This is a genomic window from Lentzea sp. NPDC003310 (genome assembly GCF_040610935.1).
Lineage (GTDB): Bacteria > Actinomycetota > Actinomycetes > Mycobacteriales > Pseudonocardiaceae > Lentzea.
In genome coordinates this window covers 19,940-32,564 of the sequence record NZ_JBEXNC010000021.1, presented here as the reverse complement: position 1 = coordinate 32,564, position 12,625 = coordinate 19,940, and the positions used below count along the sequence as shown (strand labels likewise).

Here is a 12,625-nt window from a genome sequence, read left to right as displayed (position 1 = left end):
CGGTGTGCAGCTGACCCGGAGTTTGACGCTGACCGACGCCGTGTTCGTCGGCCTGGGTTCGATGATCGGCGCCGGAGTGTTCGCGGTGTTCGCCCCGGCTGCGGCGGCAGCCGGGTCCGGCCTGCTGGTGGCGCTGGTGATCGCCGGTGTGGTCGCCTGCTGCAACGCGTTGTCGAGCGCCTGGCTCGCGGCCCGCTACCCGCAGTCCGGCGGCACCTACGTCTACGGCAGGGAACGCCTCGGACGCGTCTGGGGCGACCTGGCCGGGTTCGCGTTCGTGCTCGGCAAGACGGCGTCGTGCGCCGCGATGGCGTTGACGGTCGGCGTGTACGCGGGCTGGCCGAAACCCGTCGCGGTCGCGGCGATCGTCGCCCTGACCGCGCTGAACCTGACCGGCGTCCAGAAGTCCGCGCTGGTCACCCGCGTCATCGTGGTCGTCGTACTGCTCGTGCTCGTGCTGACGTCGGTCACCGCACGTGAAGCCGTGCAGCCGGCGGAGTTCCTGCCCGCAGGAATCCTTCCCGCCGCCGCGCTGCTGTTCTTCGCGTTCGCCGGCTACGCGCGCATAGCCACGCTCGGAGAGGAGGTGCGCGAACCAGCTCGGACGATCCCACGTGCCGTGGTCATCTCACTGGCGATCGCCTTGGCCGTCTACGCGATGGTGGCCCTCGTGTCGTTGAACGCGTTGGGCAGCCGTCTGGCCGTGTCGACCCTTGCCGACGTGTCGCCTTCTCTGGCCCCCGTGATCCGTGTGGCCGCCTGCCTGGCGGCTTTGGGGTCGTTGCTCTCGTTGCAGCTGGGCGTGAGCCGGACCGCCCTGGCGATGGCGCGCGACCGCAGGCTGCCGGGGTTCCTCGCCGACCTGCGCTGGGCCGAGATCGCGACGGGCCTGGTGGCGATCGGGCTGGTGCTCACCGTCGACGTCACGCGCGCGATCGTGTTCAGCTCGTTCTGCGTGTTGCTCTACTACGCGATCGCCAACGCCAGCGCGTGGACGCTCGGTAAGCGGGTCGTGCCTGCGGTTGGGCTGGCAGGGTGCCTGACCCTGGCCGGTGCGGTGCTCTGGCAACTGTGATGTGGCCCAGGTCACCTTTGATCGCGTAACGTGCGTACGGTGAAAGTGGGAACCCCCGCAGAGTCGCGGCCCGCCGAGCGCCGAGTCGCCTGCGTACCGGAAACGGTGTCGTCGCTGGTCGACGCTGGACTGACCGTGCACGTCCAAGAGAGTGCCGGGCGCCACGCCCACGCTCCCGACGCCGCGTACCGCGCGGCCGGGGCCACCGTGACGCCCGAGGACCCGACACCGGAATCCGATGTCGTCGTGTCCGTGCAGCCGCTGACCACCGCCCAGGCGTCGCGTCTGAAGCCCGGCACCATCACCATCAGCTTCCTCCAGCCCGCCTCCGAACGGGACCTGCTGGAGGTCTACCGCGACCGCGGCGTCACGTCGTTCAGCTTCGACCTGCTGCCCCGCGTCACCCGAGCCCAGAGCGCGGACGCGTTGTCCTCGCAGGCCCTCGTGGCGGGCTACCGGGCGGTCCTGGTCGCCGCCGAACGACTACCGCGCTTCCTGCCGATGTTCACCACCGCCGCCGGCACCGTCCCCCCGGCCAAGGTGCTGGTGCTGGGCGCCGGAGTGGCGGGCCTGCAGGCCATCGCGACCGCACGCCGCCTGGGCGCCGTGGTCGAGGCCTACGACGTCCGCAAGGCCGCGGGCGAGGAGGTCCGCAGCCTCGGCGCGAAGTTCCTCGAACTGGACCTGGAGACCCAGTCCGGCGTCTACGCGTCCGTGCAGTCCGAGGAGTTCCTGGAACGCCAGCGAGAACTCATCGGCGACCACGTGGCGGCGTCCGACGTCGTGATCACCACGGCCGCCATCCCAGGCCGCAAGGCCCCCGTCCTCGTGACCACGGACATGCTCAAGGCCATGGCGCCCGGCTCCGTGCTGGTCGACCTGGCCGCGGAGTCCGGCGGCAACTACGCGGGATCCGTTGCGGGCTCGGAGATCTGGGTCGGCGAGGTGCTCGTGCACGGCGCGCTGAACCTGCCGTCGTCCATGCCGGTGCACGCGAGCCGCCTGTACTCGCGCAACGTCGTGAACCTGCTCAAGCTGATGACCGCCGACGGGGTCGTGGCGCCGGACCTCTCCGACGAGGTGCTCGACGGCTGCTGCGTCACGCACGACGGTCAGATCCGCAAGGAGTTGCCGTGATCGACCTGCTGACGATCTTCGTGCTGGCCGTGTTCGTGGGCTTCGAGGTGGTCTCGAAGGTGTCCACGATCCTGCACACGCCGTTGATGTCCGGTGCCAACGCCATCCACGGCGTGATCCTGGTGGGCGCGATCCTGATCACCGGGTCGGCGGAGAGCACGCTGGAGCTGGTGCTCGGGTTGCTGGCGGTGTTCCTGGCGACGGTGAACGTGGTCGGCGGGTTCGTGGTGACGGACCGGATGCTGGAGATGTTCAAAAATTGACCTTTCCCCTCGTGCGAGGGGATTTCTGCTTCGTTGCCGATCGCCCGCCCGGAGTGTTCCGTTGAGGTCTTGCACCGGCTCCACAGACTGTCGCCGCCAGCCCGGCGGCCAGGATGTTGCGCGCCGCGTTGACGTCGCGGTCGTGTGTCGTGCCGCAGTCGCAGTTCCAGGTGCGCACGTTCAGCGGCAACGCCGTCTGGAGCACGCCGCACGTGGAGCACGACTTGGAGGACGGAAGCCAACGATCGACCACGACCAGCCGCCGCCCGTACCAGGTTGCCTTGTACTCCAGCATCTCGCGGAACTGCCGCCAGCCGGCATCGCCGATGGAGCGCGCGAGACGGCGGTTGCGGAGCATGTTGGCCACGGCCAGGTCCTCGATCACGAGCGTTTGGTTCTCACGCACGAGCCGAGTGGTGACCTTGTGCAGGCGATCCGCACGCCGGTCCGCGATGCGGGCGTGGACGCGACCAACTGCGAGCTGGGCCTTCTCCCGGTTGTTGCTGTCCTTCCGTTTGCGAGCGACGGCTCGCTGTGCCTTGGCGAGTGCACGTCTGTCACGACGCTCGTGGCGGGGATTGGTGATCTTCTCGCCGTTCGAGAGCACCACAAGGTGGTCGAGTCCGAGATCGATCCCCACCTCGGAGCTGATGACCGGAAGCGTCCGCACATGCGGGTCGTCGCACAGCAACGCCACGAACCAACGTCCTGCCGCGTCTCTCGACACGGTCACCGACGAAGGCTCCACGCCTGCGGGCAGCGGCCTAGACCAGCGGATGTTCAACGGTTCGGCCATTTTGGCCGGCGTCAGCACGCCATCGCGCCACCGAAACGCGGATCGCGTGTACTCGGCGCTGGGCCGCGACCTTCTCCTGGACTTGTAACGAGGGTGTCGCGCTCGCTTCGCCCAGAAGTTGAGGAACGCGGCCTGCAGGTGCCGCAACGTCTGCTGCAGCGGAACGCAGGACACCTCGTTGAGAAAGGCGAGTTGCTCAGTGCGCTTCCAGGCCGTCAGCAAGGCGGACGAGGCTTTGTAGTCGATCGGCTCCAGACCTCGCTGTCACGCCTCCGTGCGTGCCTGCAGAGCCAGGTTGTAAACCTTGCGGACGCACCCGAACGTCCGCAGCAACTCTGCCGCCTGCGCATCGCTCGGGTAGAAGCGGTACCTGAAACCCCGCTTCACCCCGCTGCTCACAGTTCGAAACCTAGCGGATGCCGTGCGGCCCTGAGCGGGCGGGTTTCCTTGGAGGGCTTCAAATGACGGTCGTCCAGCTGATGTACCTCGTCGCCTCGCTCTGCTTCATCCTGGCGCTGAAAGGCCTGAGCTCGCCCAAGTACGCGCGCTACGGCAACTTCATCGGCGCGTTCGGCATGCTGGTCGCCGTCGTCACCGCCTACCTCCACGGCGTCGTCCACAACGGACTGTGGATCCTGATCGCCATCGCACTCGGCGTGGTCGTGGGCATCCCTGCGGCGCGCTCGGTCAAGATGACCGCCATCCCGCAGATGGTGGCCCTGTTCAACGGAGTCGGCGGTGCGGCGGCGGCTCTGGTGGCGCTGGCCGAGTTCTTCGCGGTGCCCGAGACCACGGTGATGTTCCGGCTCGCCACCGTGCTGACGGTGCTGATCGGCTCGGTGAGCTTCTCCGGGTCGGTGGTCACGTTCCTGAAGCTGCAGGAGCTGATGACGACGCGGCCGGTGCTGCTGCCGGCCGGGCAGCAGCTCGCGATCGCGGCCGCCGCGTCGTCCGTTGCGTTGTGCGCCTTGACGATGGCGGTGCCGAACGGGTTCCTGCTGTGGTTGCTCGCGGCGGTCGGGCTCGCGCTCGGCGTGTTGTTCGTGCTGCCGGTCGGGGGCGCGGACGTGCCGATCGCGATCTCGTTGCTCAACGCGTTCACCGGTCTCGCGGTCGCCGCTTCCGGTTACGTGCTGGCGAACACGCTGCTGATCGTCGCCGGCACGCTCGTCGGCGCGTCCGGCACCATCCTGACGCGGTTGATGGCGCAGGCGATGGGGCGCTCGCTCGCGAACATCCTCTTCGGCGCGTTCAAGGCCACGACGGTCGCGGCGCACGAGGAGGAGCAGCGCACGGTCAAGTCCGGCACGGTCGAGGACGTCGCGATCCTGTTGGGGTACGCCAACAACGTGGTCGTGGTGCCGGGGTACGGGCTCGCCGTGGCGCAGGCGCAGCACGCGGTGCGGGAGCTCGTGTCGCAGCTCGAGAAGCGCGGAGTCGCGGTGGCGTACGGGATCCACCCCGTGGCCGGGCGGATGCCGGGGCACATGAACGTGCTGCTGGCCGAGGCGGACGTGCCGTACGAGCAGCTCAAGGAGCTCGACGACGTGAACCCCGGCATCACCTCGGTCGACGTGGCCGTGGTGGTCGGGGCGAACGACGTGGTGAACCCCGGCGCGCGCGACGAGCCGTCGAGCCCGATCTACGGCATGCCGATCTTCGACGTGGACCGCGCGAAGTCCGTGGTGTTCATGAAGAGGTCGATGCGGCCGGGGTTCGCGGGCGTGGACAACGAGCTGCTCTACAACCCCAAGACGACGTTGCTCTTCGGGGACGCGAAGGACTCGCTCACGAAGCTTCTGGCGGCCGTGAAGCAGTTGTGAGCAGGTCGGTGACCTCGTCGGCGCTCAGGGCGGGCAGCAGGCCGATCACACCGTCCGCGCCGGCGGCGCGCCAGTGGTCGGCGTCGGTGAGGGTGTGCACCTCGTCGACGCCGAACCGCACGCCGAAGCCGTGCACCGTCGCGATCAACGCGCGCATCGCCTCGTGCAGCGGGGAGTCCGGGGCGGGCGCGGGTGCCCTCGTGATCACCGAGCGGACCGGTACCTCGGTCAGCACGGCCAGTTCGTCGTGGCCGCCGTGGAACCCGTCGAGCGCCGTCACGATGCCGCTGTCGTGCAGCACCACGGCGTTGTCGTCGCCCGCCAGCACGGACGAGATGTCGAGGGCGATCCGCAGCCGTTCGGGCGGCAGGCCCGTCTCGTCGAGCGCCCGCTTGACGTCGGCGACCAGGTCCTCGTCCCGGGACTGCAGAGCGCCCAGCGCGATGTGCAGCGTGGGCGCCCTGTCGCCGAACTCCTCGACCCATCTCGCGGCCTGGGCGCACGCCTCGCGCAGCAACCACCTGCCGATCGGCAGCGACAGGCCCGTCGAGTCCGCGAGCGCCATCGTGTCGTTGTGGCTCAGGTCGTCCCAGTGCAAGCGGGCGACGGCGCCGAGCACCTCGTGCGTCTCCAGGTCGTGCACCGGCGCGTAGACGATCTCGATCTCGCCGTGCTCCCATGCGCCCGGCATCGACGCGGCGAGCGCGTACTTGCCGCGCCGCCGTGCGTCGTCGTGCGGGTCGTGCAACGCCCACTGCCGCTTGCCGCGCGCCTTCGCCTGGCGCAGTGCGGCGTTGGCGCAGCGCAGGAGCTCGCCGGCGGTCGCGAACGCGGGCGGGCGGTCGACGACGCCGATGCTCGCCGACAGCGCGATGCCGTGATCGTCCACAAAGGTCGGTTCGGCGAGGGCGTCCTGGATCTCGTCGATCGTCGTGGTCACGTTGTCCGCCACCGTCATCAGCGCGAACTCGTCGCCGCCGATGCGCGCCACCACGGCGTTGCGCTCGGCGGCGAGCCTGGCCAGGCGGCCGGCGACGATCTTGAGCAGCTTGTCGCCCGTGTCGTGGCCGAGGCCGTTGTTGACGACGGAGAACGCGTCGAGACCCAGGTGGTAGAGGGTGAGCGGGCCGCCGTCGAGCTGCCGTTCGACCTGCGAGATGAAGTGCTGGCGGTTCGACAGGCCGGTGAGCGAGTCGTGCAGCAACTGGTGGTCGAGGCTGCGCTGCAACAGGTGCAGCTCGCTGATGTCGTCGACCATCGTCACGTGGTGCGTCGGGCGCCCGTCCGCGTCGCGCAGCACCGAGACGACGAGCTGCACCCACACCGGCTCGCCGTCGGCCCGGATGAGCTTGCGCTGGTCGCGGAACCGGTCGAGGTGACCCTCGCTCACCTTGCGGTACGAGGAGCCCAGCACGGCCAGGTCCTCGGGGTGGTAGAAGTCGCGCAGGTCGCGGTCGGTGAGCTCGGAGCCCGACTCCAGGCCGACGATCTCGGCGAGCTTGTCGTTCGCCTCGACGCACCGGCCGGTGAGGTCGGTGATCGCGATGCCGAGCGCCGCGGAGTCGAACACCTCCTGGAACCGCGCCTGGCTGACCTTGAGCGTGCGTTCGACCCGCTGTTTGGCCCGCACGATCGCGACCTTGATCTGCTCCTGCTGGTCGAACGCGTCCATCCGCATGGCCTGCGCGTACGCGGAGCTGAGGCGGGCCAGCACGGGTAGTTCGAACGTGGTCGACAGCAGCTCGATCGTGGTGCTCAGCGAGTCGGGTCCGGTCGCGTGCAGTGACACCAATCGACAGGCGACCGATTCGGGTGACTCCGGGAGCTCACGCAGCGACTTGAGCAGTGCCGCCTCGATTTCGGCGTGGGACAGCGGGATGTACGCGGTCGACGTCAACGCGTGCATCCAGCGGGCGGCGAGCTCCGGAAGTTCCATCCTGTGCACAGAGCGTACGGATTCGGCGCCCGACGGCCAACAACGACAGGCGGGCTACAGCTTCCTGCCCACGGCGGCGTAGATGCCCGCCTTGTCCGGATCGTCGCTGTTCGCCGCCTCCGGCCGCCACAACGGCGTCGGCACGATGCCGGGCTCCACGAGCTCGAACCCGTCGAAGAGCCTCTCGATCTCGCTCCTGGTGCGTGGGTACATCGGGTTCTGGCTCTTCTTCATGACCTCGACGATCCCGGCCATCTCCTCAGGCTGCAGGTCCTGGGTGAACTGCGAGACGGCGAGGTAGCTGCCCGCGGGCACGGCGTCGCGGTAGGCGGCGACGACCCCGTTCGGGTCGGCCTCCGGCGGCACGAAGTGGAAGACGCCGGCCGTGAGCACGCCGACGGGCCGGTCGAAGTCGATCAGGCCGCTCTCGCGCGCCGCGTGCAGCACCGCGCCGGGCCTGGTCATGTCCTCCTGGATGATCGTGGCGCGCGGGTCGTGCTCCAGGATGAGCTGGCTGTGCGCGACCGCGACCTCCTCGAAGTCGACGTAGACGACGTGCGCCTCCGGGTCGGCCTTCTGTGCGATCTCGTGCACGTTGCCGACGGTGGGGATGCCGGAACCCAGGTCGAGGAACTGGCGGATGCCCTCGTCGACCATGAACAGCACGGCCCGGCGCAGGAACGCCCGGTTCAGCCGTGCGATGGCGCGGGCGTTCGGCTGGGCCTGCAGGAACTTCTCCGCGAGCGCGCGATCGGCGGCGAAGTTGTGTCCTCCCCCGAGCAGGTAGTCGTAGAGGCGCGCGGCGCTCGGCCTGGCCGTGTCGACGCCGTCCGGAACCCAGCTCATCCGTTCAGACATGCGACCAGGCTACTGAGGCGGTGCAAGGGTTCCGTTGCTGTCACTGAAAAGTGTGAATCAGCAGGGTGGCCGCGGCGACGCCGAGCGCCGTGCCGAGCCCGCGCGCCACGTTGACCAGCCCGCTCCCGACGCCGGCCGCGCTCTCCGGCAGCACGCTCATGACGTGCTTGGTGCAGGCGGGGGCGATGATGCCGAGCCCGATGCCCGCGACGACGAGCTGCACCGTCAGCGGCACGGGCAGCAACAGCGCCGTTCCCGCGATCACCGCACCGGTCTTCAGTCCCGGCCTGCTCAGCGCCGTCGCCGCGAGCGCGAACCCGAGAGGCAACGCCGCGACCGTGAACCCTATATGTGCCAAGGGTTGTTTCAGGGTGAACGGCAACAACGTCATGGGCGCGAACAAAGCCGCGTAGGTCAGCAGCACTCCGGCGAGCCCCGGCACCACCCGCCACGACGGTTTTCCTTTGTCCCGCGCGGTCTTCGTGCGGGGGAGCAGGTAGTGCCCCGCGATCATGGCGACCACGCCGATCGGCACGTTGATCGCGAACACGGCCTGCCACCCGAAGTTCTCGGTGAGGTACCCGCCGAGCAACGGCCCGGCCGCGAGCCCGCCCGCCTGCGCCGCGGCCTGGATCCCGAGCGCCTTGCGCCGCTTCTCCGGCACCACCGCCGTGGTGACGAGCGCGACGCTGTTCGCCTGCAACATCGCCGCCCCCACCGCCTGCGCGACGCGGGCGGCGATCAGCGCGTCGAACCCCGGCGCGTAGACGCAGGCGACGGACGCGCCGGTGAACAACGCGAACCCGTAGATGTAGACGATCTTGCGCCCGACCCGGTCCGCGATCCTGCCCATTGGGACGAGCAGGGCCACGAGCGTGATCAGGTAGCTGAGCGAGATCCACTCGGGGTCGGCGTGGAAGTGCGCGCTCATCGCGGGGAACGCGAGCGTGACGATCGAGGCGTCCAACTGCCCCATGAACGCCCCGAAGCAGACCGTCGCGATGACCAGCCAAGGCGCGTACGACCGGCGCGCGATCCACGCCGGCCTGGGCGACTCCGTGACGAACCAGTTCATCGTAAGCCGATTATATCTGACACCGAGCTATTGCCGTGGGTTCAGTAAGATTTCCGCATGTCAGACGAAGCCCGCACGCTCACCGACGTCGTCACCCGTCTGCGCCGGGCGTTGCGGACGAGCATCCGGGCCGACTGGCCGTGGGAATCCCTGCCGATGGCGCAGGTAGAGCTGCTGCAGACCCTCGCGGAGCGCCCGCCGATGAAGGTCGGCGACCTCGCCGCGGCGTTGCGGCTGGCCCCCAACACGGTGTCCGGACTGGTGTCCCAACTGATCGACTCGGGCCTGGTCGTGCGGGGCGGAGACCCCAAGGACAGACGGGTAGCGCGGCTATCCGTCTCACCCCGTGGACACGAACAGCTGCTGGTCTGGCAGCGCGAACACGAGAAGCGGATCGGGGCGGCGCTGGCCAAGCTGGAGCTGTCCGAGCGCGAGGACGTGGTGCGCGCGTTGAAGGCCCTGGACCACCTGGTGGAGCACCTTGCCGAACCCACGTCCTGAGTCGTCGCTCGCCTTCGTGTCGCTCGTGTCTTTGGGCGGCGGGTTGGGCGGGGTGGCTCGTTACGGGCTGTCGTTGCTGGTGCCTGGGGCCTGGGGGTTGTTTCTGATCAACGTGGTGGGGTCGTTCCTCATCGGGGTGTTGATGGGGACGGTGCCTCGGCCTTTGGTGCGGGCGTTCTTCGGGGTCGGGGTGCTTGGGGGGTTCACCACCTTCTCGTCTTATGCCGCTTCGTGGTCTTGGGCGTTGGTGGCTACTCCGGTTTTTGCTGTTCTGGCGGCGTTTCTCGGGTTGCGGGTGACTCGGTGACCGTGCTCGTTGTGTTCGTCGGGGCGGCGCTGGGGGCTCCGGTGCGGTACCTGGTGGATCGGGTCGTGCAGTCTCGGCACTCTGTCGACTTCCCGTTCGGGACCTTGGTGGTGAACGTTGTCGGGTGCCTGGTGATCGGGTTTGTGGTGGGGACGGCTTGGATGCCGTTGGTCGGGGTGGGGTTTTGTGGTGGGCTGACGACTTATTCGACGTTCAGCTACGAGACTGTGAAGCTGTTGGAGGCGGAGAAGTACCGCTCTGCCTTGCTGAACGCCGTGGTCAGCGTTGTTCTCGGGGTGGGGGCGGCGGCTCTGGGGCTGTTCCTATCAAGTTGAACTCTCCGTGCTCCCAGCGACTCACGAACGCATACACCTCTGGAGCGCACTTGTACTTCTCGAGACCAGGGGCCACTGCGCGTCGGTTGTTCCCCGCTTCCGCGAACGGAAGAGACAGCAACAGCCGCAGGTCTTCGCGAAAATGAAAGATGAGCGGCGATTTGGGGTTGTACGGAGGGTGTGTCAGCCACGGGGTCGGGTGAGAGGTGATCACGCGGACGATGCGAGCGGCCTCCTCTTCCCTCAGGAACGCTGACTGGTGCCCGTCCAACAGCCTGAGCGCCGCACTGTGATGGCGATAGTCGAAGTGCATGCACGTTGAGAAAAGCGCCGTCATGCCATGTCTGTTGATGACGTCCAGTAGAAAGCCAGGCTCAGCTATGGCAAAGCCGCCTGCCCATGGTGCGGTTTTCGTGATCTCGATCAGCCGCTCGCGGTGCTGGGTGATCAGTTCGTGCCTGATCGATCTCCAGGCACCGTCGCCTCTAGTCAGGAGCGCGGTGTCGAGCACCAGCGCTGCTCCGACCTCACCTCGATCGATGAGCGTCTCCAGGCGATCTCGCACGGAGCGGTGAAGGGTCGGCAGGTTTGCTGGCGAGCAGTTCAACACGCAGTTCAGGAAGGGTGCGTCCGGACTCACCACGTCCGGTGGTGTTTCGGCAGTGCGGACGTGGAGGGGGACGAACACCGACGCGTTCAGCGCAGCTGCACCGATCGCGGTGATGGTCCGGTTGGACGGGAACACGTACTGCAACGACCGGGCGGCAAAGCCCAGCCCGTTGTCGAGCGACTCCATCAGCAACTCGTCCACACCGCCTTCGACGTGGCGGTCGTAGAGTTGCAGGACTATCTGGGCAACGACGTCCCACTGGTCGATGTTCGGTTCCAACGCAGCCCACAGCTTCTCCGCGGTGCGGTGTGTGCGCACTAGATACTCGGCCGCGAAGTATTCCAGGAACGTGCGGTGTGTGAATCCGTACTGGTCTGCGCCGACGTCTGTCAGGATCCATGCTCGTCCTGTGCAGAAGTCCAGGAACCGGGCAGCGGTGGCGCTCGACTCGTCGTGGTCGTCGAGCTTGGGCTCCAGGTACTCCGTGAGCACGCGGACGATCCTGGTGCGGGGCAGCGCCTTTCCCGACTCCGCCGCCGTGAACATCCGCCAGGCGAGGTGCTGTACCGCGCCCCGCAGCCGTCCTTCGAAGCTGAGTGGAAGCGCGATTCCGCGCTTGGAGTCCCAGTGCTCGAACAACATCAGTGCACAACGCTCGTACACCTGTGCCAGGTTGTGCGGGAGATACCGATCGCTGGAGTACATGGCGCACAACAACGTCAGCAGCAACGGGTTGCTGCGCAGCTCCGGGATCCGCGCGCTGTCCTCCAGGAAAGACCTGGCCAGCCGTTCACGCTCGACGGGCGACGTTGACTCGTCCAACGCGAACCACCGCGTTACGTAGTCGGCAACCTGGCCCCTGGTGAACTCCGCGATCTGGCTCGACACGAACAGGTCCGTGCTGAGCGGCGCGTCCTCGTAACCGATCTTCCGCGCCGTCACCAGCATCGGCACCAACGGGTACAGGTGCGCGAACCCCTCCACCAGCGACACGACCCGCCGCCGCAGTTCCGTCTGCACCAACTCGTCCAACCCGTCGAGGATCACGACGGCCCGCCCGGTGCGCAGCAGGTACTCGACGCCGTCACGCGGCGGCTTCACGTTGTACGGCGCCAAGCAGAGCCTCTCCAGGTAGTGCAGGAGGTCGCGGCCGCCCTCGTCGAACGACGTCGCGAACTCCCGCAGCACCAACAAGAACGGCACGCGCCCCGACCCGTCCACCGCGACGTCGTGGGCGAGCTTCGCGGCCAGCGTCGACTTGCCGGCGCCCGGATCGCCCTGGACCAGCACCCGCTCGCCGGGAGCGCCGAGCCTCAACGGGGACGACGAGTCCAGCGTCGGTGGCACGTAGAGCTGGTCGTAGCGGACCGAGCGGCTCACGCCGACGTGCGGCATGCGGATTCGGCTGTGCAGTGCGGCCACCTGGTCGCGCAGGCGTGCGCCGAAGGAGTGGATGCGCGCCGAGGACTTGAGGCGGCGGAGCATGGCGCTGTTGTTCGTGGCCGCCGTGTAGAGGTCGCTGCGGTCGATCCTGCCGCCCGCGTCGGAGAAGTGCGGTGCCACTTCCTGGCAGGCGGCGACCATGACGTCGTGCACGATGTCGGTGACGCGGGGAAGCGGGTCGGCGGACATCCCGGCCAGCCGGAGGCCTTCGCGCAGCTGGTCCTTCGCGGACTTGCCTGCCATGTTGCCGATGCGCTTCTGCGCGACGACCGCGGCGAAGCCGAGGGAGTTCAGGTACTGATCCAGTGCTTCGAGATCGGCGCGACCGAGGTCGGTGAAGAGGTCCGCGGTCGCCGCGGTCGAGGCGGCCGGCTGCGGGAGTTCTCCGGTGAGGCGGGCGGAGAGCTGGTCGCTCACGTCGACCACGACGCGCGCGACCGTCGACTCGATGCCGGGCAACGAAGAC

The 12,625-nt window shown here is 68.2% G+C and carries 13 protein-coding genes; 7 read left to right on the top strand and 6 right to left on the bottom strand.

Annotated features, from left to right (window positions below):
• Nucleotides 1-10: 10 nt before the first annotated feature.
• Genes ABZX02_RS35885 through ABZX02_RS35875 form a run of 3 tightly spaced genes read left to right on the top strand, consistent with a single transcriptional unit; the run spans nucleotide 11 to nucleotide 2,475 of the window.
• Nucleotides 11-1,075, top strand: a complete 1,065-nt coding sequence (locus tag ABZX02_RS35885; RefSeq protein ID WP_355305375.1) for an APC family permease — start codon at nucleotides 11-13, stop codon at nucleotides 1,073-1,075.
• A 39-nt stretch (nucleotides 1,076-1,114) separates the two neighbouring features.
• Nucleotides 1,115-2,212 carry an NAD(P) transhydrogenase subunit alpha gene (locus ABZX02_RS35880; protein WP_355305166.1) on the top strand — a complete coding sequence of 366 codons (1,098 nt, stop codon included), beginning with the start codon at nucleotides 1,115-1,117 and terminating at the stop codon, nucleotides 2,210-2,212.
• Nucleotides 2,209-2,475 carry an NAD(P) transhydrogenase subunit alpha gene (locus tag ABZX02_RS35875; RefSeq protein ID WP_329794064.1) on the top strand — a complete coding sequence of 89 codons (267 nt, stop codon included), beginning with the start codon at nucleotides 2,209-2,211 and terminating at the stop codon, nucleotides 2,473-2,475. Before ABZX02_RS35880 ends, ABZX02_RS35875 begins: the two co-directional genes overlap by 4 nt.
• Here the strand turns inward: ABZX02_RS35875 and ABZX02_RS35870 are convergent.
• Together ABZX02_RS35870 and ABZX02_RS35865 are read right to left on the bottom strand one after the other, a co-directional pair.
• Nucleotides 2,465-3,517 (bottom strand): RNA-guided endonuclease TnpB family protein, encoded by a 1,053-nt coding sequence (locus ABZX02_RS35870; protein ID WP_355305373.1) that lies wholly within the window; start codon nucleotides 3,515-3,517, stop codon nucleotides 2,465-2,467. The two genes, ABZX02_RS35875 and ABZX02_RS35870, sit on opposite strands and share 11 nt — an antisense overlap.
• Nucleotides 3,518-3,535: 18 nt before the next feature.
• Complete coding sequence (locus ABZX02_RS35865) at nucleotides 3,536-3,658, bottom strand: helix-turn-helix domain-containing protein (RefSeq protein ID WP_355305371.1); 123 nt, start codon at nucleotides 3,656-3,658, stop codon at nucleotides 3,536-3,538.
• 74 nt (nucleotides 3,659-3,732) lie between these two features.
• Between ABZX02_RS35865 and ABZX02_RS35860 the strand changes: the two genes are divergently transcribed.
• Nucleotides 3,733-5,094, top strand: a complete 1,362-nt coding sequence (locus tag ABZX02_RS35860; protein WP_355305164.1) for an NAD(P)(+) transhydrogenase (Re/Si-specific) subunit beta — start codon at nucleotides 3,733-3,735, stop codon at nucleotides 5,092-5,094.
• Here the strand turns inward: ABZX02_RS35860 and ABZX02_RS35855 are convergent.
• Genes ABZX02_RS35855 through ABZX02_RS35845 form a run of 3 tightly spaced genes read right to left on the bottom strand, consistent with a single transcriptional unit; the run spans nucleotide 5,060 to nucleotide 8,963 of the window.
• Nucleotides 5,060-7,030, bottom strand: coding sequence for a diguanylate cyclase (locus tag ABZX02_RS35855; RefSeq protein WP_355305162.1), 1,971 nt, complete (start codon nucleotides 7,028-7,030; stop codon nucleotides 5,060-5,062). The genes ABZX02_RS35860 and ABZX02_RS35855 overlap by 35 nt on opposite strands.
• A 54-nt stretch (nucleotides 7,031-7,084) precedes the next feature.
• Entirely contained in the window at nucleotides 7,085-7,888 is an 804-nt protein-coding gene (locus tag ABZX02_RS35850; RefSeq protein WP_355305160.1) for an SAM-dependent methyltransferase, read from the bottom strand.
• Between the two features lie 40 nt (nucleotides 7,889-7,928).
• Nucleotides 7,929-8,963, bottom strand: a complete 1,035-nt coding sequence (locus tag ABZX02_RS35845; RefSeq protein ID WP_355305158.1) for an MFS transporter — start codon at nucleotides 8,961-8,963, stop codon at nucleotides 7,929-7,931.
• Nucleotides 8,964-9,020: 57 nt separating this feature from the next.
• On the opposite strand from ABZX02_RS35845, the gene ABZX02_RS35840 reads away from it, so the two are divergent.
• The 3 genes from ABZX02_RS35840 to crcB are packed head-to-tail and all read left to right on the top strand — an operon-like array spanning nucleotide 9,021 to nucleotide 10,106.
• Nucleotides 9,021-9,464, top strand: coding sequence for a MarR family transcriptional regulator (locus tag ABZX02_RS35840; RefSeq protein ID WP_355305156.1), 444 nt, complete (start codon nucleotides 9,021-9,023; stop codon nucleotides 9,462-9,464).
• A 16-nt stretch (nucleotides 9,465-9,480) separates the two neighbouring features.
• Nucleotides 9,481-9,771 (top strand): CrcB family protein, encoded by a 291-nt coding sequence (locus ABZX02_RS35835; RefSeq protein WP_355305154.1) that lies wholly within the window; start codon nucleotides 9,481-9,483, stop codon nucleotides 9,769-9,771.
• Nucleotides 9,768-10,106 carry a fluoride efflux transporter CrcB gene (gene crcB / locus ABZX02_RS35830; protein WP_355305152.1) on the top strand — a complete coding sequence of 113 codons (339 nt, stop codon included), beginning with the start codon at nucleotides 9,768-9,770 and terminating at the stop codon, nucleotides 10,104-10,106. Before ABZX02_RS35835 ends, crcB begins: the two co-directional genes overlap by 4 nt.
• On the opposite strand, the gene ABZX02_RS35825 is transcribed toward crcB, so the two are convergent.
• Entirely contained in the window at nucleotides 10,051-12,618 is a 2,568-nt protein-coding gene (locus ABZX02_RS35825; RefSeq protein WP_355305150.1) for an NACHT domain-containing protein, read from the bottom strand. The two genes, crcB and ABZX02_RS35825, sit on opposite strands and share 56 nt — an antisense overlap.
• Nucleotides 12,619-12,625: the final 7 nt, after the last annotated feature.